Here is an 18,544-nt window from a genome sequence, read left to right as displayed (position 1 = left end):
GTCGCCAGCAGGCAGTTAGACTGGCAAACCATGTCAGAGCCCCAGCAGGTCACCCAGTTGGCGGCCGACATGCAGCGGATCCTGCCGAAGCTGATCCTGGTGATGCGGCGCGGCGATACGACGCGAGGTTCACGCCCCGACCTGACGATGGCGCAGTTGTCGATTCTGCTGACGCTGCTCGACACCGGTCCGATCCGGATGACTGAACTGGCCTCCCGTGAGGGAGTCCGCACTCCGACCACCACCGTGGCGATCCGCCGGCTGGAGAAGCTCGGCTTGGTCAAACGGTCCCGAGATCCCTCCGATATGCGGGCAGTTCTGGTCGAGGTGACCCCGGAGGGGCTGATCCAGCACGGCGAAGCGCTCGCCACCCGGCGGGCGTATCTGGCGGCCATGTTGACCAAGCTGACCGCGGACGAGCGCCGGGATCTTTCCAAGGCGCTTAAGCCTCTGGAGCGGATGACCGATACCGCGGCCGATGAGCAGGTTGACGACGTAGCGCAGGAAGCCGACGGGGCTTAGCCGAGCCAGTCCAAGACCGCCGCTGCGGTCCACGACTGTTGCATGCTGCCCAACGGTTCGCCTGTGAAGGGCTCGTAATACTCCGCGAACGTACCGTCGCTGGCCTGTCGCAGACCTTCCTGACGGAGCAGCAGCGAACGTTCCGACCACCCGCGCCGGGCGAATGCCCAGGAGAACAGCCAGTTCAGCACCGGCCACACCGGACCCCGCCAGTACTCCCGGGGACGGAAGTCTTTCGACACCGGCGAGGTGGACGGGATGAGCGCAAACTTCAGATCCGGGTGCGCCAGGAAGCGTGGGCCCTCCAATATCTTCAGCAGAGCTCGCTCCTGCTCATGGGGCAGTCCGCCGCACAGCAGCGGAGCGAACTGCGCCACCGTCTCCGTGGAGATCCACGATCCCGATCGCAGGTCGAAATCCTTTGCGGCACCGCTTCTCTGGTCAGTCGTAGCGACCACGCCGGCGCGGAAACGTGCGGCCCACGCGTACAGATCGCGGACGTCGGCGTTCGGCCGCTTGTAGTCCTCGCCGATATTGGCGAGTACCTCGCAGGCAACGGCGAAGATCGCCGACACAAACACATCCTGGACCGCGAAGCTCATCACTTCCGGCAGCAGTGCATCGTCGTAGGCGACCGACTTCATCTCCTCGAGCAGCCACAGGTACCGGTCATACTCACCGTCGGACGGACGCTGGCCGGCGTCGGTGATGATCTGGGTGTCGGCGCGCTCATAGGCGGGCACCGCACCGGCGACAACGTTCGCGTAGGCGGCGTCCCACCGCGGGGAGTTGTCCATACCGGACTCCCAGCCGTGATAGAGGGTGATGCGCCCACAATGCTCGGGGTCGCGGGCTTCGGCGAGCCATCGGTGCCACCGCACCAGGTCGTCCCATCGGCGGTCGAGAAAGGTCTCGGCGACCGCGCGGGTGGAGCGCCCGCGAGAGCGGGCACGGTCGAGGATCCGCTGCACGGCGATCGCATGCACCGGCGGCTGCGTGATTCCGGAGGTCTGCCGATTCGCCGGGGCATTGACCGCCAATCCCGAACAGTCCCAACGGTCTGGACCCGGGAAGTAACCGTCCACCCCATCGGCGAAGACGATGTGCGGGATCATGCCGTTGCCCCACTGCGCCGAGAGCAGGGTGTCCAATTCGACGACGGCGCGCTCGACGCTGAGCGAGGCCAGGCCGACCGCCACGAAGGCCGCATCCCAACTCCACATATGCGGATAGAGCCGGGGTGCGGCCGAAGTCATCGCGCCCAGATCGTTGCCCCGCAGCAGATACGCGGCCCGGGCGGCGAGCTGGGTTGGCGCGAAGCCGGCGTCGAATGCCACGGGTCCATTCTGCGGTGCGCGTCGCCATAGTGCAGATGAGTAGGGTTTCCGGCATGCCAGGCGACATGCGCACAGCGCTGATCACCGGAGCGAGTGGGGGGATCGGCTCGGCCATCGCCGACGCCCTGTCCCCGACCCACACCCTGCTGCTGGCAGGCCGGCCCTCGCCGCGGCTCGATGCCGTCGCCGAGCGACTAGGTGCCACCACCTGGCCGTTGGACCTGACCGACCCGGATGGGATGGAGGCCGCCGCGGAGGTGTTGAGTGAGCTTGACGTCCTGGTGCACAACGCCGGCGTGGCCTATCCGGGGCGGGTCGCGGAGTCGATCCCCGAGCAGTGGCGGGCCAGCTTCGAGGTCAACGTGACCGGTCCGGTTGGGCTGACTCTGGCACTGCTTCCGGCGCTGCGGGCGGCTCGCGGCCAGGTGGTGTTCATCAACTCCGGGTCCGGTCTCAACGTGTCCCCGGGGCTGGCGTCGTATTCGGCGAGCAAGTTCGCCCTTCGGGCCTTCGCGGATTCACTGCGCACCGACGAACCCCTGCTGCGGGTCACCAGCATCCATCCGGGCCGGGTCGACACCGAGATGCAGCAGGATCTGGTCGCCTATGAGGGCGGGGTCTACGACGCGGCGAGATTCCTGACCCCGCAAACCGTGGCCGGAGTAGTCGCCCAGGTCGTCGCGACCCCGCCGGACGCGCACACCCATCAGGTGGTCATCCGGCCCCGCTAACCCCCGCTTCGGCGCGATTGCGTGCGCTGAGCGCACGAAATCGCGCCCAATCCGGGCTAGACGACGAGATTGACCATCTTGCCGGGCACCACGATGACCTTCTTGGGGGTAACGCCGTCGAGGAAGGCCAGCACCTTCTCGTCGGCCAGCGCCGCGGCCTCCAGAGCCGCCTTATCCGCGTCGGTGGCCACCGTGATGCGGCCGCGGACCTTGCCGTTGACCTGGACGGGGTACTCGACGGTGTCGGCCACCAGGTAGCGCTCATCGGCAACCGGGAACGGTCCGCGGGCCAGGGAGGTGGCGTGGCCCAGCCGGCTCCACAGTTCCTCGGCCAGGTGCGGCGCCAATGGGGCGACCATCAACACCAGCGGCTCCAGCGCCGCGCGCGCGCTGACACCGGCCTTGGTGAGGTGGTTGGTGTATTCGATGAGCTTGGCCGCGGCGGTGTTATTGCGCAGACCGGCGTAGTCCTCGCGGACGCCGGCGATGGCGCGGTTGCACGCCCGCAGCGTCTCCTCGTCCAGCGGGTCCTCAGAAACCCTTGTGGCACCGGTATTTTCATCGACCACCAGCCGCCAGACCCGCTGCAGGAACCGGTGCGCGCCGACCACATCCTTGGTGGCCCAGGGTCGAGACGCCTCCAGCGGGCCCATCGACATCTCGTAGACCCGGAGTGTGTCCGCGCCGAAGGAGTCGCAGATCTCGTCCGGGGAGATCGAGTTCTTCAAGCTCTTGCCGATCTTGCCGAACTCCTGGAAGACCTCCGCCTCACCGTCCGGGCCGGGCAGATAGAACGCGCCGCCGCGTTCGACGACGTCGGCGGCCGGCACGTAGGCACCACGGGCGTCGGTGTAGGCGAAGGCCTGGATGTAGCCCTGATTCACCAGGCGCCGGTAGGGCTCCCGGGATGTGACGTGGCCGAGGTCGTAGAGGACCTTGTGCCAGAACCGCGAGTACAGCAGGTGCAGAACCGCGTGTTCGACGCCGCCGACGTAGAGGTCGACGCCACCGGGATCTTTGGCGCCGTGCTCGGCGGGTCGCGGACCCATCCAGTAGGCCTCGTTACGGGGGTCGCAGAACTGCTCGTCGTTGAGCGGATCCGCGTAACGCAACTCATACCAGGAGCTACCGGCCCATTGCGGCATCACATTGGTGTCGCGGGTGTAGGGCCGCAGCCCGTCGCCGAGGTCGAGATCGACGTGCACCCATTCGTCCGCCTTGTTCAGCGGTGGTGACGGCTCACTGTCGGGGTCATCCGGGTCGAACTGCACCGGCGCGTAGTCCTCGATGTCGGGCAGTTCCACCGGTAGCAGCGACTCGGGCAGCGGCCGCGCGCGGCCGTCGGCGTCGTAAACGATGGGAAACGGCTCACCCCAATAGCGTTGGCGGGCGAACAGCCAATCCCGGAGTTTGTATTCGATGCGGCCGCGGCCGCGGCCGTCGGACTCGAGCCGGGCGATGATCGTGGCCTTCGCCTCGGCGACGGGGAGCCCGTCGAGGTAACCGGAATTCACCAGGGGGCCATCACCGGTGAACGCCTCCTTCGACAGATCACCACCGGAGATCACCTCAATGATCGGCAGACCGAACGCAGAAGCGAACTCGTAGTCGCGCTGGTCGTGTCCGGGGACCGCCATGATCGCCCCGGTGCCATAGCCGGCCAGGACATAGTCGGCGATGAAGACCGGAATCTGGCGTCCGTCAGCGGGATTGGTGGCGTAGCTGCCGAGGAACACGCCGGTCTTTGTCTTGTTCTCCTGACGTTCCAAATCGGACTTGGCGGCAATCGAGCGCCGGTAGGTCGCCACGGCATCAGCCGGTGTGGCCGCGCCGGATGTCCACCGCGGATCGACCGATTCGGGCCAGTGGGCGGCGGTGAGCCGGTCGACGAGGTCGTGCTCGGGCGCGAGCACCAGGTAGGTCGCGCCGAAGAGTGTGTCCGGTCGGGTGGTGAAGGCCTCGACATCCGCACCACCGACGGCGAACATTACCGACGCACCCGTGGAGCGTCCGATCCAGTTCCGCTGCATGGCCTTGACCTTGTCTGGCCAGTCCAGTACGTCCAGATCCTCGAGCAGTCGGTCGGAATACGCGGTGATACGCATCATCCATTGGCGCAATCGTTTCCGGAATACCGGGAAGTTGCCCCGCTCGCTGCGACCGTCACCGGTGACCTCTTCGTTGGCCAGCACGGTGCCCAGCCCGGGACACCAATTCACCATCGAATCGGCGTGGAACACCAAGCGGTATCCGTCGATGGCATCCGCGCGCTCCCCGGGGGACAGATTCTTCCAATCCCGGCCGTCGGCGAGTTTCCTTGTACCACTGTCTAACTCGGCGATGAGCTCAGTCACAGGCCGGGCCTTGTTCAATTCGGGGTCGAACCACGCGTTGTAGATCTGCAGGAAGATCCACTGCGTCCACCTGTAGAAGTCGACGTCGGTTGTGGAGAAGCTGCGGCGCTGATCATGGCCGAGCCCCAGTCGGCCGAGCTGGCGGCGGAAGTTGACGATGTTGGCATCGGTCCGGCTCCGCGGATGGGTGCCGGTCTGCACCGCGTACTGCTCGGCCGGCAGGCCGAAGGAATCGAAGCCGAGGGCATGCAGCACGTTACGGCCGGTCATCCGGAAGTACCGCGCGTAGACGTCGGTGGCGATGTAGCCCAGCGGGTGACCGACGTGCAATCCCTCACCGGAGGGGTACGGGAACATGTCCTGAACGAACATCTTGTCCGTCGGGACCGGCGCACCATCGGTCGGCGCGAGCGATCCCACCGGGTTGGGCACGTTGAACGTCCCCCACTGCTGCCAGTTGTTCTGCCACTGCTGTTCGATCCGCCCCGCCAGGTCGGCGTTATAGCGGTGCGGCGGTACGTCGGCGTCGGCGTCACCGGTGCCCGCGGCATGGTTCGGCGTGGCAGTCGGCGAGTCGGTCACGCCCCACAGGGTATCGGGACGGCGGTTAAGACAACGGGTCGGTATCGGTTGCGTTGCAGGGCGGTCAGAGGTTGGTTCCAGGTCGGTTCCGGAGCCGTCAATCGGACTCAACGGTGCATACAGTCGGCATAGAACAGTGGGCTGATCTGCCCGAATTCGCGTGCAAAGGATAGTTTCGATGAAAAGCATCGCCCGTAACTGGCGGGTAGTGATCGGCGGCGTGGCCGCCGGGTCCGCGGCCCTGATCGGGATCGCCGGAACCAATGCGTCAGCCGAGCCGATCCTGCCTGCGCCACCCGCACCTGCCCCGGTCACCGTGACTGCGACCGTCACCGTCGCACCGCAGGCGAGCGCCGCCGCGGCCACCGCAGCACCTGCGGCGACCCCGGCCGTCGCTCCGGCGGCACCGGCCACGTCGATCCCCACCGCGCCGGCCGCCCCCGCGGTCATCCCGGCGACCTCAGGCACTCTGCGGGAGTTCTTCAAGGAGAAGGGCGTCACCCTGGAGCCGCAGAAGGCAGCCGGGTTCACCGCGCTCAACATCGTGCTGCCGGTGCCGACCGGGTGGAGCCTCATCCCCGATCCCAATGTGCCGGACGCGTTCACCGTCATCGCCGACCGCAAGGGCGGCGACGCGCTGTACACCCCCAACGCACAATTGACGGTCTACAAGCTGGTCGGCGATTTCGACCCCCGGGAAGCCATCAGCCACGGCCTGATTGACAGCCAGCTGCTGCCGGCCTGGCAGTCAACCGATGCCTCGCTGGCGGAGTTCGGCGGGTTCCCGTCCGCTGAGATCGAGGGCACCTACCGCGATACCGATTTGACGCTCAACACCACCCGCCGCCATGTGATCGCGCAGTCCGGCACCGACCATTATCTGGTGACCCTGTCGGTGACGACGGCGGCCAACCAGGTGGTTGCGGCCGCGGCGGCAACCGAGGGAATCGTGCAAGGCTTCAAGGTGAGCCTGCCCGGCGCCGCGCCGGCAGCAGCAGCACCGGTGAACCCGGCGTCGGCCGCGGTGGCGGCGGCACCCACAGCACCGCTGGCCGCCGCGGCAGCGGTCGCCCCAGCACCGGTCGCACCGGTGGCAGTCGCGCCGGTGGCAGTCGCGCCAGTGGCCGTTGCGCCGGCGGCCCCGGTGGCGGTGGCAGCGGCACCCGCACCTGTTGCCGCCGCAGCGGCGCCGGTCGCGCCCGCTGCGGCTGCAGTGGCACCCGTCGCTCCGGTGACCGCGGTCCCCGCTCCCGTCGCCGCGATCGCGGCTCAGCCCGCTCAGTAGTACGCCGCGCCCGGCTCGTATCCTGACCTGATGGTTGTCGGGGCGGTGCTGAGCCTGAGCCTGGCCGTACTCATCGGCGGATCAGGACTGTGGACGCTGACCCGCCGGACCGCCGGCGATCTCACCGGACAGGTGCTGCGGATGGTTGCGCCCACTCAGGTGGCCGCCGGAGTCATGTTGGCCGCCGGCGGCGTACTGGCACTGGCCGCGCCGTCGCGAATCGGATTGATCGCGCTGATCGTCGGTGCTCTCGGCGCAGTCGGCACCGTCATGGCCGGATCCTGGCAGGGCGCCCGCTACGCCGCGCGTCGGGAGGCCGCGTCCGGTACAGGCTGCGGATCCCGTGAAGGATGCGGCGGCTGCAGTCAGGTCTGCGAACGCTAGCGCGCCCGCGCGTTAATTCCTGCTGAGATCGATCGGATGGGTGGCCATCAGCGCCATCGGCAGCGGCTGGCGTCGCAACACCCTCGACCATAGGTCCGTGCGGGGTTCAACCAGAACATCGGATGGCAACGCGGACAACACAATCCAGTCGTTGCGCTCGATCTCGCCGTCGAGCTGTCCGATAGTCCAGCCCGCATATCCGGCGAAAACCCGAACACCTTCGACAACCGTGGCGATCATCTCCGGATCGGCGTCGAGGTCGACCATCACGATACGACCCGCGACGTGGCGCAACCCGGCGGTCTCCCCGGGGTCGGCTCCCACTCGAAGCGTGCCGAGGCACAGCGCGGAATCGCGCTTGACGGGTCCTCCGATGAACATCGTCTTGGGCTTGGCGCACAGATCCGTCCACTGCGGGAGCACGTTGTACACAGCGGTCTCGCTGGGCCGGTTGAGGACCACACCCAGGGTGCCGCCGTCGTTGTGCTCGACGACGTAGATGACGCTGCGCCGGAAGGTCGGCTCCAGAAGTTCGGTGTTGGCCAACAGCAACGTGCCCGCACGCACCCGGTTCGTCGCGGGTGCGAGGGAGTCCTCAGGCTCTTCCGGCTGCGGCACATCACCATCATGGCATGCGTTGTGGACGGCAGGCAGGAACGCTGATCGGCCAGACTTTGTACTGTGGGCCGGTGGCCGACGCACCCGGATCCGGGTCCCTGTGGCGGGCGGTGCGATCACTGCCCGACTTCTGGCGGCTGCTGGAGTTGCGGACCGCGAGCCAGTTGGGGGACGGGCTCTTTCAGGCCGGTTTGGCCGGTGGGTTGCTGTTCAACCCGGAGCGCGCCGCATCGCCGTGGGCCGTGGCCGGAGCGTTCGCGGTGCTATTCCTGCCCTACTCGCTGCTGGGACCATTCGCCGGGGCCCTGCTGGACCGTTGGGACCGCCGGGCGGTGCTGATCGGAGCCAACGCCGCCCGGCTGGTGTTGGTGCTCGGTGTCGCGGCACTGCTCGCCGCGGGCGCCAGGGACCTGTTCGTGTTGTGCGGCGCCCTGACGGTGAACGGGTTCAGCAGGTTCGTGACCTCGGGTCTGTCGGCGGCGCTGCCCGACGTGGTTCCGCGCGAACAGGTCGTGACGATGAACTCGGTGGCTACCGCCGTCGGCGCCACCGCCGCCTTCTTGGGCGCCAACCTGATGCTCGTTCCGCGCTGGCTGTTCGGAGCCGGTGACGGGGGAGCGGCAAGTGTCATCGTGCTTGTCGCACTGCCCGCGGCGATTGCCCTGACACTGTCACTGCGATTCCCCCCGCACATCCTCGGCCCCGACAGCACCGCTGTCCGGGGATCTGCGTTCTACGCGGTCGCCAGCGGCTGGTCCTATGGTCTCGGGGCCGTCCGCGCGACTCCCTCGGTGGGGGCGACACTGTCCGGTCTGGCCGCCCACCGGATGGTGTTCGGAATCAACACCCTGCTGGTACTGGTCCTGGTGCGGAATACCGGCGATGCCGCAGGGCTGGCCGGCATCGGCACAGCTGTCGTTTTCGTGGCAGCTACTGGAAGCGGCTCATTCCTGGCGTATCTCTTTGCGCCACCGGCAATTCGGAGGTGGGGGCGCTATGTCACCGCGAATACCGCCCTGCTGTGCGCGGCGGCGATCCAGCTAGCCGGTGCGAGCCTTCATCTGGCGGTGATGGTGGGTTGCGGGTTTCTTCTCGGATTAGCCGGTCAGATGGTCAAACTTTGCGCCGACTCCGCGATGCAGATCGACGTCGACGATGCGCTCCGCGGCCATGTGTTCGCGGTGCAGGATGCGGTGTTCTGGCTGTCATTCATCATCGCGATCACGGCCGCGGCCGCGGCGATCCCTTCTGACGGGCAGTCACCGGGTCTGGCAGTGGGCGGTTCGGTGGTCTATCTGGTCGGCCTGGCCGCGCACACGATCGTCGGCAGACGACACGTTGCGCCGAACTAAGCTTCGGCAATGACAGTTGTAGACGGGCTGGTTGACGACCTGGCCGCCGAAAGTGACGCCCTCGATGATCTGGTCGGCCCGCTGGCCCCGGAGCGCTGGTCGGACCCGACACCCGCGCCGGGGTGGACGATCGCGCATCAGATCGGACACCTGCTCTGGACCGATCGGCTGTCGCTGACGTCGATCGTCGACGAGGCCGGATTTCAAGGCCTGCTCGCCGAGGCTGCCACCAATCCGTCGGGCTTCGTCGATGTGGCGGCAGAGGAACTCAGCACCACACCGCCAGCCCGACTTCTCGCCGAATGGCGCAGCACTCGATCGGACCTGCACGCCGCCCTGCGCACGGTGCCCGACGGTCGCAAGCTGCTGTGGTTCGGCCCGCCGATGAGCGCAGCCTCGATGGCCACCGCGCGGCTGATGGAGACCTGGGCGCACGGCCTGGACGTGGCCGACGCATTGGGGGCGCCGGCGTCTGCGACCGCGCGATTGAAGGCGATAGCCCACCTCGGGGTGCGCACCCGCGACTTCGCCTACGCGGTGCATGGCCAGACACCGCCTACTGAGCAGTTCCGAGTCGAACTCACCTCCCCGGACGGCAGCCTCTGGACCTGGGGCCCCGATGACGCCGGCCAGCGGGTCCGTGGGCCGGCCCTGGACTTCTGTTATCTGGTGACCCAGCGCCGGCCGCGGACCGTGCTCGGCCTGACGGCGCAGGGCGCCGATGCAGAGCATTGGCTGGGGATCGCGCAGGCCTTCGCCGGTCCGCCCGGCGCGGGGCGCTGAGCGCGGAGTGCGCGGGCGCGGGCCCTACACCTGAGCCGCCTCATCGGCGGCGCCGTCACCGTCGCCGTCGACCAGCTTGATATCCCAGCGGCCGTCGCCGTCCACATCGACGTAGCCGATGTTGAGCCGTCCGTCCGCGTCGACGATCAGTGCGCGATCGGCCAGGCCGTCGCGGTTGAGATCGAGTAGACGATCGGCGCGACCGTCGGCATCGACATCCGCCGGCCCGGTGTGCTCGACTCCGTCGATACCGAACCACCGCACCGGACCGCCGGGCGCTCCACCTGTCATCGCCCAGGTGCCGGAACCGTCGTCGGAGTAGCGGGCCTCGGCGACACCGTCGTTGTCGAGATCCAGTGCGGCGTGATCGGCCAACCCGTCGCCGTCGTCGTCGGTCAGTGCGTCGTCGAAGGCGCCGTCACCGTCGAAGTCCAGCCGCACACCGTCGAGCACACCGTCACCGCTGAGGTCGATATCGGGGTGGGCCGTCCACATCGATGCGGTGCCGTCCCCGGAGTCCAGGCAGTAATCCATACCCGGTTAGACGGCGTTGCCGCCCTTGGCGTTCCACGCCGATCAGACGTGAGCGTTCCACGCCGATCAGAAGCGAGCGTTCCACCAACTGAGCAGCTCGGCAGTCGCTTCCTCGGGGCTCAGCGGTCCGCGATCCAACCGCAGTTCCCTGAGGTAATTCCAGGCCTCGCCGACCTGAGGGCCGGCCGGAATACCGAGCAGTTCCATGATGGCGTTGCCATCCAGATCGGGCCGGACTCGGGCCAGGTCCTCCTTGGCCGACAGTTCGGCGACGCGGGCCTCGAGCCCGTCGTAGTTGGACTGTAACGTCGCCGCCCGCCGCTTGTTGCGAGTGGTGCAGTCAGCCCGCACCAGCTTGTGCAACCGTGGCAGCAGCGGGCCGGCGTCAGCCACATAGCGCCGCACCGCGGAGTCGGTCCATTTGCCGTCGCCGTAGCCGTGGAAACGCAGATGCAGATACACCAACTGTGAGACGTCGTCGACCATCTGCTTGGAGTACTTCAGCGCTCGCAACCGCTTACGCACCATCTTGGCTCCGACCACCTCGTGGTGATGGAAGCTCACCCCGCCGTCGGTCTCGTGGCGACGGGTGGCCGGCTTACCGATGTCATGCAGCAGCGCCGCCCAGCGCAGCACGAGATCAGCCTTGCCGGACCCCTCCAGGGCGATCGCCTGCCGAAGCACCGTCAGCGAATGCTGATAGACGTCCTTGTGCTGGTGATGTTCGTCGATCGCCATCTGCATTGCGCCGACCTCGGGCAAGACCACCTCGCCCATCCCGGTTCGCACCATCAGCTCGATACCGGCCACCGGGTCCGCGCCCAGCAACATCTTGTCGAGTTCGACGGCCACCCGCTCGACGGTGATGCGGGCCAACTGCGGTGCCATCGCCACGATGGCCTCCCGCACCCGGTCTGCCACCCCGAACTCCAGCTGCGATACGAATCGGGCCGCCCGCAACATCCGTAGCGGATCGTCGCCGAAGGACACCTCCGGCGCGGCCGGGGTATCGAGCACCCGGCGGCGCACCGCGTCGAGTCCGCCGAGCGGGTCGAGGAACTCCCCGGGACCGTCGGCGCTGATGCGCACCGCCATCGCATTGGCGGTGAAATCCCGGCGCACCAGGTCGTCGTCGAGGCTGTCGCCGAATCGGACCTCCGGGTTGCGCGACACCTGGTCATAGCTGTCGGCCCGGAATGTGGTGATCTCCAGCCGCTGGTCGCCCTTACCGACCCCGACCGTGCCGTATTCGATCCCGGTATCCCACAGCGCGTCGGCCCACGGGCGCACAAGGCGCTGGATCACCTCGGGGCGGGCGTCAGTGGTGAAGTCCAGGTCAGTGGTCAGCCGGTCAAGCACCGCGTCCCGCACGCTGCCGCCCACCAGATAGAGCTGGTGACCCGCGGATTCGAAGAGCGCACCGATCTCACGCAGCAGCGGAGCGTCGCGGTGCAGCGTCACCGCTGCCCGCACTCGCAGTTCGTCCTCCGACATGGCTTCGGGCACGTCGGTGAAGCCTAGTGCTCCCCGCCATCGGCGCGACCGGCGACCGCTCGGGGGATCACCGGCGTGGGCGTCGGCGCCAACTACTATCGCTTGGGTGTCGGAGGGCGAGCGGGCCAAGCCTCGACGGCGTCGTGGACGTCGCCGCGGCGACCGTGGCGCCGGCCCGTCAGAATCGCCGGCCGGTCGGGACAGTCCACGCGCGCCGGCCGAGTCCACCGAGGGAGCCGCCAACGGCGTCGCCGCGGGTCCCCGACGGCGGCCGGGTCCCAGGCTGCGCACCGTGCACGAGACATCGGCCGGCGGGCTGGTTATCGACGGGATCGACCGACCTCACGATGAACAGCTGGCCGCTCTGATCGGGCGGATGGACCGGCGTGGCCGGATGCTGTGGTCACTGCCCAAGGGCCATATCGAACAGGGTGAGACCCCTGAGCAGACCGCGGCCCGGGAGGTCGCCGAGGAGACCGGCATCCAGGGGGATGTCCTGGCGGCGCTGGGCAGCATCGACTACTGGTTCGTCACCGATGGCCGCCGGATCCACAAGACCGTTCATCACTACCTGATGCGGTTCTGCGGCGGAGAGTTGTCCGACGAGGATGTCGAGGTCACCGAAGTGGCCTGGGTTCCGGTCACTGAACTGCCCCATCGGCTGGCCTACGCCGATGAACGGCGGCTGGCCGAGGTCGCGCACGAACTGATCGAGCTACTGCAGTCCGACGGCCCGGCTGCGCTTCCCCCGATTCCCCGTACCGCACCCCGACGCCGACCGCAGACTCATTCGCACACCCGCAACCCTCCGCGGACGAACGGCAGCGGTCAGGGCACGTGACGGTCCTCCCGCGGGTCGCCGGCGTGCCCCGGATCGTCCTGGTTCTCACCCTGCTTGGCCTGCTGCTGCTTCCGGGTGCACTGCCCTCGGCGGCGGGTGAACCGGGCGCAACACCGTTTCTCCAGGTGCGGTTGGACAACGTGACCCCGGACATCGTCACCACCTCCAGCGAACCTGTCGTGACGGTCGCCGCGACGGTGACCAATGTCGGTGACCGTCCGGTGCGCGATATCGTCGCCCGCCTCGAGCACGGCATCCCGGTGTCGTCGTCCTCGGTGTTGCGGACCGTTCTCAGCGCAGACGCCGCGTTCGATCCGGTGGCCGAATTCGCCGGTGTCTCAGCGCAACTCGAACGCGGCCAGGCGACCGGGGTGAGGTTCTCGGTACCGATCCGGTCGCTCGGCATCGATCAGCCCGGCGTGTACCCGCTGCTGATCAACGTCAACGGAACACCGGACTACGGCTCACCGAGTCGGCTGGACGAGGCGCGGTTCCTGCTCCCGGTAACCGGGGTGCCACCGGATCCGGAATCCGCATCGGGCAACCCGCTGACCGACGTCACCGCTCCGGACACCACCAAACCCGTCCCGCTGACCATGCTGTGGCCGATCGCCGACAAACCGCGGCTGGCCCCGGGCGTTCCCGGCGGCACCACCCCGGTTCGGCTGATGAACGACGACCTCGCCGTATCGCTGGCGCCGGGCGGCCGACTCGACACCTTGCTGGGCGCTGCGGAGTTCGCCCTCAGCCCCGAGGCGATCGACCCGAGCGCGGGTGTCGATCGGACGCTATGTCTTGCCATCGATCCCGACCTGCTCGTCACGGTCAACGCCATGACGGCCGGCTATTCGGTGTCCGACTCACCCGACGGACTGGGTACCGCCGCCCACCCGGGTGGCGGCCAGGCCGCCGCGGCCACCTGGCTGGACCGGCTGCGCAACGTCGCGAAGCGGCTCTGCGTCGCGGCCACCCCGTATGCCCAGGCCGACCTGGACGCGCTGCACCGGATCGGCGACGACGGCCTGACCGCCGCGGCCACCACCAACGGTGCCGACGTCGTCGACAAGATCCTTGGCGTCACGTCCACCCGGGGGGCCACCCTGCTGGGCGATGGAACCCTGACCGAAGGCGCGCTGGCCCTGCTCGACGGTCAGGGTCCCACCGTCGCCGTCGCTCCGGCCGACTCCGCCACCGCCGCCACCGGAGCGCCGTTCACCGCCGACACCGCGGTCCGCCGGCTCTCCCCCCAGGTGGTGCTGGCGCCCTTCGACCCCGCGGTGGGGGCGGCACTGGCCGGAGTCGGCACCGATCCCAGTCGGCCCGCCTACCTCGACACCGCGATGTCGGTGCCCGTCGACCACGACTCGCCGGTGGCCCGCCGCCAAGACGCCGCTGCGGCGGTGCTGTGGCGAATGCTGCAGCCCGGGGTCGAACCCCGCGCGCAGATCCTGTTGCCGCCGCTGAAGTGGAGCCCACAACCCGACGACGCCAGGGCCATCCTCACCGTCCTCGCCAACGCGGTGCGGTCAGGCCTGGCTGTCCCCCGCCCGCTGGGGGCGCTGATCACCGACTCCGCGACCGCCGCGCCGGGGGAGGCACCGCAACTGCCCACCGATGTGCGCGGCCGCTTCGACGATGACGTCGTGGAAACGATCGATGCGGAACTGAACCGGCTTGGTCAACTGACACCGGCGTTGACCACAGATCCCCGCACCGGCGTCACCGGAGGGCAGTACACCGCCCCGCTTCGCGAGGACATGTTGCGCGCACTGAGTCAGACCGAGCCGCCCGAGGGTCGCAACGATCTGGCACGGCAGCGCCTCGGCGTCGTCGGCAGAACCATCGAGGACTTCTTCGGCGCAGTGCGCGTCGTCAGCCCCGGCGACTCGTACACCCTGGCGAGCGAGCGCAGCGCGCTACCCCTGGCGTTGCGCAACGACCTGGCGGTGCCGGTCCGGGTGCGACTACAGGTCGACGCGCCGCCGGGTATGACTGTGACCGATATCGGCGAGCAGGAGGTGCCGCCGGGTTATCTGCCGCTGCGGGTGCCCGTTGAAGTCCGCGTCAGCCAACGCGTGGCGGTCGATGTCACGCTGCGCACCCCCGACGGGGTTCAACTGGGCGAGCCGGTTCGACTTTCGGTGCATGCCAACGCCTACGGAAAGGTGCTGTTCGCCATCACACTCGGGGGCGGGGTGGTGCTGGCCCTGTTGGTTGGGCGCAGGCTCTACCACCGCTTCCGCGGCCAACCCGACCGCGCCGATATCGACCGGCCGTGGTTGCCGGCGGAATCTCCTGCGGGAGAGAACAAATGACGCAGCAGCCTGTGGAACGCACCGAACAACTGTCGGATGCGGCTGTCGTTTCGCGGTCGTGGGGGATGGCGCTGGCCACCCTGGTGAGCCGGATAACCGGCTTCATCCGGATCGTGCTGTTGGCCGCGATTCTCGGAGCAGCCCTGTCAAGTTCGTTCTCGGTGGCCAACCAGCTCCCCAACATGATCGCGGCGCTGGTGCTGGAGGCCACCTTCACGGCGATCTTCGTGCCGGTGCTGGCCCGCGCCGAGCGCGACGACAGCGATGGCGGCGCGGCTTTCGTGCGTCGGCTGGTGACACTTGCCACCTCGCTGCTGCTGGTGGCCACCGTCCTCTCGGTGGCCGGCGCGCCACTACTGGTGCGGCTGATGCTCGGCAGCGATCCGCAGGTCAACCAGCCACTGACAACCGCCTTCGCCTATCTTCTGCTGCCGCAGGTGATCTTTTACGGGTTGTCGTCGGTATTCATGGCAATCCTGAACACCCGCAATGTATTCGGGCCACCGGCGTGGGCTCCGGTGCTCAACAACGTCGTGGCAATCGCAACCCTCGGGTTGTATCTGCTTGTGCCGGGCGAACTCTCGGTGAATCCGGTTCAGATGGGCAACGCCAAGTTGCTTGTCCTTGGGCTCGGCACCACCCTCGGTGTGGCCTCTCAGATGCTGGTCCTGCTGATCTCCATCCGGCGCAGGCGGATCAGTCTGCGCCCGCTGTGGGGTATCGACGCTCGGATGAAACGCTTCGGCACCATGGCCGCCGCAATGGTGCTCTACGTGCTGATCAGTCAGGTCGGCCTGGTGATCGGTAACCAGATCGCGAGCACAGCGGCAGCATCCGGTCCGGCCATCTACGCCTACGCCTGGCTGGTGCTGCAGCTGCCGTTCGGGATGATCGGCGTGACGATTCTGACGGTGGTGATGCCCCGGTTGAGCCATAACGCCGCCGCGGGCGACACCCCCGCGGTGCTGGCCGACCTCTCGCTTGCCACCCGGCTGACGATGGTGACCCTGATCCCGGTGGTGGCCCTCATGACCGTCGGCGGGCCGGCCATCGGCAGCGCGCTCTTCGCCTACGGCAAATTCGGTGAAGTCGACGCCAACTATCTCGGCCAGGCCATCGCGCTGTCGGCGTTCACCCTCATCCCCTATGCCCTGGTGCTGTTACAGCTGCGGGTGTTCTACGCCCGCGATGAACCGTGGACACCGATCCTCATCATCATCGCGATCACCGTCGTCAAGATCGTGGGATCACTGCTGGCCCCGCATCTGACCGACGATCGGGAGTTGGTCGCGGGCTACCTGGGTGCGGCCAATGGTCTGGGGTTCGTGGCCGGCGCGGTACTGGGTCACATTCTGCTGCGCCGTTCGCTGCGGCCGCCCGGTACCCGGCTGCTGGACGCCGGTGTGCGGCGGGCGATTCTGATCACCACGGCCGCGTCGGCGTTGGCTGCCGTGATCGCCGCCGGTACCGATCAGGTGCTCGGGCTGGACGCCTTCACCGAGCGGGCCGGCGGCGCGGGTTCGATGGTGCGGCTGCTGATCCTCACCGTGGTGATGCTGCCGATCATCGCCTGCCTCACGGTGATCATGCAGGTTCCCGATGCCGTGGCCGCCTGGACCGCGGTGCGCAGCCGCCTGCCGGGAGGGCGACGCGCGCAGCCCCAGGACTCACTTGTGCCACATCGGCATACCCCTGTCACGTACGCTGATGCAGGTAGTTCGCCCTCATACGAGCAGCCGGCGCACCCCGTCGGCACCTCGATGCCGAAAGGACCGGAGCTGAGCGATCAGGACGTGCCGCCGGCCGGTCCCCCGCACGAGGCGACGACGTGGATTCCACGGCACGCGGCCGGTGACTTCCAGCCGGATCTACCCGCCTCCGGCTCCAGCGGCGGCGGCCGCCACGAAGCGCCAGGCGACAGCCGACTGGTTCCCGGTGCCAACATCGCCGACGGCCGCTACCGGCTACTGGTGCTGCACGGCGGGCCGGCAGGGCTGCAGTTCTGGCAGGCCCTCGACACCGCACTGGATCGACAGGTGGCCTTGACGTTCATCGATCCCGGCGGGCGGCTGTCGGATGATCAACTCGAGGCGATCCTGTCCGAGACGCTCAAGCTGGGCCAGATCGAACGGCCCGGCCTGGCCCGCGTCCTCGACGTCACCCGGATCGATACCGGCGGCCTGGTCGTCGCAGAGTGGATCCGCGGCGGTTCGCTCAAAGAGGTCGCCGACACCTCCCCATCCGCGCTCGGTGCCGCCAGGGCCGTCCAGTCACTGGCGGCAGCCGCCGACGAGGCGCACCGGGTCGGGGTGGCGCTGTCCATCGACCATCCCGGCCGTATCCGGGTGAGCATCGGCGGCGATGTGGCGGTGGCCTTCCCCGCCACGCTGCCGGACGCCACCCGGGAGGCGGATGTCCGCGGCGTGGGCGCCGCACTGTACGCACTGCTGGTCGACCGCTGGCCGCTGCCCGAGAGCGGCACGCCCAGTGGTCTGCGCCCCGCGACGTCAGCACCAACCGGGGAGTTGATGGAGCCGCAGGCGATCAACCCTGAGATCCCCTTCCAGATCTCGGCGGCGGCCGTGCGAGCCGTACAGCCCGGCGGCGGAATCAGCACCGCCCCTAACCTTTTGCATCTGCTGCAGCAGGCGACCGCCGCAGCCGATCACACCGATCTGGTCGAACCCGTACGGACGCCGATCCCCGCACCCGCGCGACCAATCCGCGACGACCCCGACGCGCAGGCGCGGCGAAAGCGAACCCTGCTGATCGGGATCAGTGCAGGCGCAGCGGTGCTGCTGATCGCGCTGATCGTGATGGCATCATTTTTGGGCCGCATCTTCGGCGATGTCGGCGGAGGGATCAAGGGCGACCAGCTGGGTCTGAACACAACGACCTCGCAAAGTAGCCCGCCGTCGGGGTCCGTGGTGAAACCCACTGGCGCAGTTGTGTTCTCCCCCGGGGGTGACGCGGACAACCCGAGCATGGCAGGGCTGGCGATCGACGCGGATCCGAACACCACATGGCCGACCGACACCTACACCGATCCGATGCCGTTCCCGAACTTCAAGAACGGGGTGGGCCTGATGCTGCAGCTTTCCGAGCCCACAGTCGTGGGCAGCGTCACCCTGACGGTACCGAGCACCGGCACCAAGGTACAGATCCGATCGGCCACCAGCGCCAACCCGTCCAGCTTGGACGACACCACTGCGCTGACCCAGCCGACCGCACTGAAGCCGGGCTCCAACACCATCGCGGTGCCGAGTGCGTCGCCAACCTCGCACCTGCTGGTGTGGATCTCGACCATGGGACAGACAGACGGCAAGAACAAGACCGCACTGTCGGATATCACTGTGCGCGCCGCATCCTGACAACCCACAGCACTGCACCTGGGTGAAGTGCCGCACCGGCT

At 68.1% G+C, this 18,544-nt stretch carries 14 protein-coding genes; 9 read left to right on the top strand and 5 right to left on the bottom strand.

All coding sequences use genetic code 11. The features are described 5' to 3' along the window. Nucleotides 1–30 precede the first annotated feature (30 nt). On the top strand, nt 31–522 hold the full coding sequence (locus ACR2JI_RS10740; RefSeq protein WP_526390053.1) for a MarR family transcriptional regulator: 492 nt from the start codon (nt 31–33) through the stop codon (nt 520–522). Here the strand turns inward: ACR2JI_RS10740 and ggh are convergent. Further along, nucleotides 519–1,859, bottom strand: a complete 1,341-nt coding sequence (ggh, locus tag ACR2JI_RS10735; RefSeq protein ID WP_526390052.1) for a glucosylglycerate hydrolase — start codon at nt 1,857–1,859, stop codon at nt 519–521. The two genes, ACR2JI_RS10740 and ggh, sit on opposite strands and share 4 nt — an antisense overlap. A gap of 65 nt (nt 1,860–1,924) precedes the next feature. Here ggh and ACR2JI_RS10730 point away from each other — a divergent pair, with 65 nt between their 5' ends. Further along, nucleotides 1,925–2,590: an SDR family oxidoreductase gene (locus tag ACR2JI_RS10730; RefSeq protein ID WP_526390059.1), complete on the top strand. Its 666-nt coding sequence runs from the start codon at nt 1,925–1,927 to the stop codon at nt 2,588–2,590. 56 nt (nt 2,591–2,646) lie between these two features. Here ACR2JI_RS10730 and leuS read toward each other — a convergent pair whose 3' ends face one another. Continuing rightward, the gene (leuS, locus tag ACR2JI_RS10725) at nt 2,647–5,526 is read right to left on the bottom strand and encodes a leucine--tRNA ligase (protein ID WP_526390051.1); all 2,880 of its coding nucleotides are present in this window, start codon (nt 5,524–5,526) and stop codon (nt 2,647–2,649) included. Between the two features lie 178 nt (nt 5,527–5,704). Between leuS and ACR2JI_RS10720 the strand changes: the two genes are divergently transcribed. Next, nucleotides 5,705–6,811, top strand: a complete 1,107-nt coding sequence (locus ACR2JI_RS10720) for an LpqN/LpqT family lipoprotein (RefSeq protein ID WP_526390050.1) — start codon at nt 5,705–5,707, stop codon at nt 6,809–6,811. A 30-nt stretch (nt 6,812–6,841) separates the two neighbouring features. Further along, nucleotides 6,842–7,195: a hypothetical protein gene (locus ACR2JI_RS10715; protein WP_526390049.1), complete on the top strand. Its 354-nt coding sequence runs from the start codon at nt 6,842–6,844 to the stop codon at nt 7,193–7,195. 12 nt (nt 7,196–7,207) lie between these two features. On the opposite strand, the gene ACR2JI_RS10710 is transcribed toward ACR2JI_RS10715, so the two are convergent. Next, nucleotides 7,208–7,813, bottom strand: coding sequence for a YqgE/AlgH family protein (locus tag ACR2JI_RS10710; RefSeq protein WP_526390048.1), 606 nt, complete (start codon nt 7,811–7,813; stop codon nt 7,208–7,210). A 71-nt stretch (nt 7,814–7,884) separates the two neighbouring features. Between ACR2JI_RS10710 and ACR2JI_RS10705 the strand changes: the two genes are divergently transcribed. Both ACR2JI_RS10705 and ACR2JI_RS10700 read left to right on the top strand, forming a co-directional pair. Beyond that, entirely contained in the window at nt 7,885–9,165 is a 1,281-nt protein-coding gene (locus tag ACR2JI_RS10705; RefSeq protein WP_526390047.1) for an MFS transporter, read from the top strand. 9 nt (nt 9,166–9,174) lie between these two features. Continuing rightward, complete coding sequence (locus tag ACR2JI_RS10700; protein ID WP_526390046.1) at nt 9,175–9,948, top strand: TIGR03084 family metal-binding protein; 774 nt, start codon at nt 9,175–9,177, stop codon at nt 9,946–9,948. Between the two features lie 24 nt (nt 9,949–9,972). Here the strand turns inward: ACR2JI_RS10700 and ACR2JI_RS10695 are convergent, their stop codons facing one another. After that, nucleotides 9,973–10,482, bottom strand: a complete 510-nt coding sequence (locus tag ACR2JI_RS10695) for a pullulanase (RefSeq protein ID WP_526390045.1) — start codon at nt 10,480–10,482, stop codon at nt 9,973–9,975. A gap of 66 nt (nt 10,483–10,548) precedes the next feature. Continuing rightward, the gene (locus ACR2JI_RS10690; RefSeq protein WP_526390044.1) at nt 10,549–11,988 is read right to left on the bottom strand and encodes a CCA tRNA nucleotidyltransferase; all 1,440 of its coding nucleotides are present in this window, start codon (nt 11,986–11,988) and stop codon (nt 10,549–10,551) included. Between the two features lie 94 nt (nt 11,989–12,082). On the opposite strand from ACR2JI_RS10690, the gene ACR2JI_RS10685 reads away from it, so the two are divergent. The 3 genes from ACR2JI_RS10685 to murJ are packed head-to-tail and all read left to right on the top strand — an operon-like array spanning nt 12,083 to nt 18,503. Continuing rightward, complete coding sequence (locus ACR2JI_RS10685) at nt 12,083–12,817, top strand: NUDIX hydrolase (protein ID WP_526390043.1); 735 nt, start codon at nt 12,083–12,085, stop codon at nt 12,815–12,817. Continuing rightward, nucleotides 12,814–15,132, top strand: coding sequence for a DUF6049 family protein (locus tag ACR2JI_RS10680; protein WP_526390042.1), 2,319 nt, complete (start codon nt 12,814–12,816; stop codon nt 15,130–15,132). The genes ACR2JI_RS10685 and ACR2JI_RS10680 overlap by 4 nt, the downstream gene beginning before the upstream one ends. Further along, on the top strand, nt 15,129–18,503 hold the full coding sequence (murJ, locus tag ACR2JI_RS10675; RefSeq protein ID WP_526390041.1) for a murein biosynthesis integral membrane protein MurJ: 3,375 nt from the start codon (nt 15,129–15,131) through the stop codon (nt 18,501–18,503). The genes ACR2JI_RS10680 and murJ overlap by 4 nt, the downstream gene beginning before the upstream one ends. Nucleotides 18,504–18,544: the final 41 nt, after the last annotated feature.

Origin of the sequence: Mycobacterium sp. (assembly GCF_051006775.1) — a bacterium.
Lineage (GTDB): Bacteria > Actinomycetota > Actinomycetes > Mycobacteriales > Mycobacteriaceae > Mycobacterium.
This window is presented reverse-complemented; position numbering and strand designations above follow the sequence as displayed.